The 322-nt window shown below is 62.7% G+C and carries 1 protein-coding gene; it reads right to left on the bottom strand.

Annotated features, from left to right (window positions below; genetic code table 11):
• Window positions 1-322 (bottom strand): hypothetical protein (locus tag EN818_RS31530; protein ID WP_189524003.1); only part of this gene is annotated, 322 nt, incomplete at both ends.

Genomic DNA, 322 nt, shown 5'->3' on the forward strand with positions numbered 1-322 from the left:
CAGCCGGCCATTCAGGTCCTTCAGGAACCGGCACCAGTCTGGAGTGCCGCCAGTTCCTCGGCCGTTGCCATTGCCGTCCGACGCGTTGCCGTTGCCGAAGCCGTTGCCGCAATTGGCGTTGCCGTTGAAGTTGCCGCCATTGAAGTTGCCGCTGAAGCTCCCGGCATTGCCGTTGCCGTTGAAGTTGCCGCTGTTGCCGTTGCCGTTGAAGTTGCCGGTATTCCCATTGCCGTTGAAATTTCCGGTGTTGCCAAGGCCGTTGGCGACATCGGCCCCGATCGGAAGGTCGGCGATCCTGACCAGGGTCGAGGCATCGGCGGCC

The organism is Mesorhizobium sp. M3A.F.Ca.ET.175.01.1.1, from assembly GCF_004791945.1.
GTDB lineage: Bacteria > Pseudomonadota > Alphaproteobacteria > Rhizobiales > Rhizobiaceae > Mesorhizobium.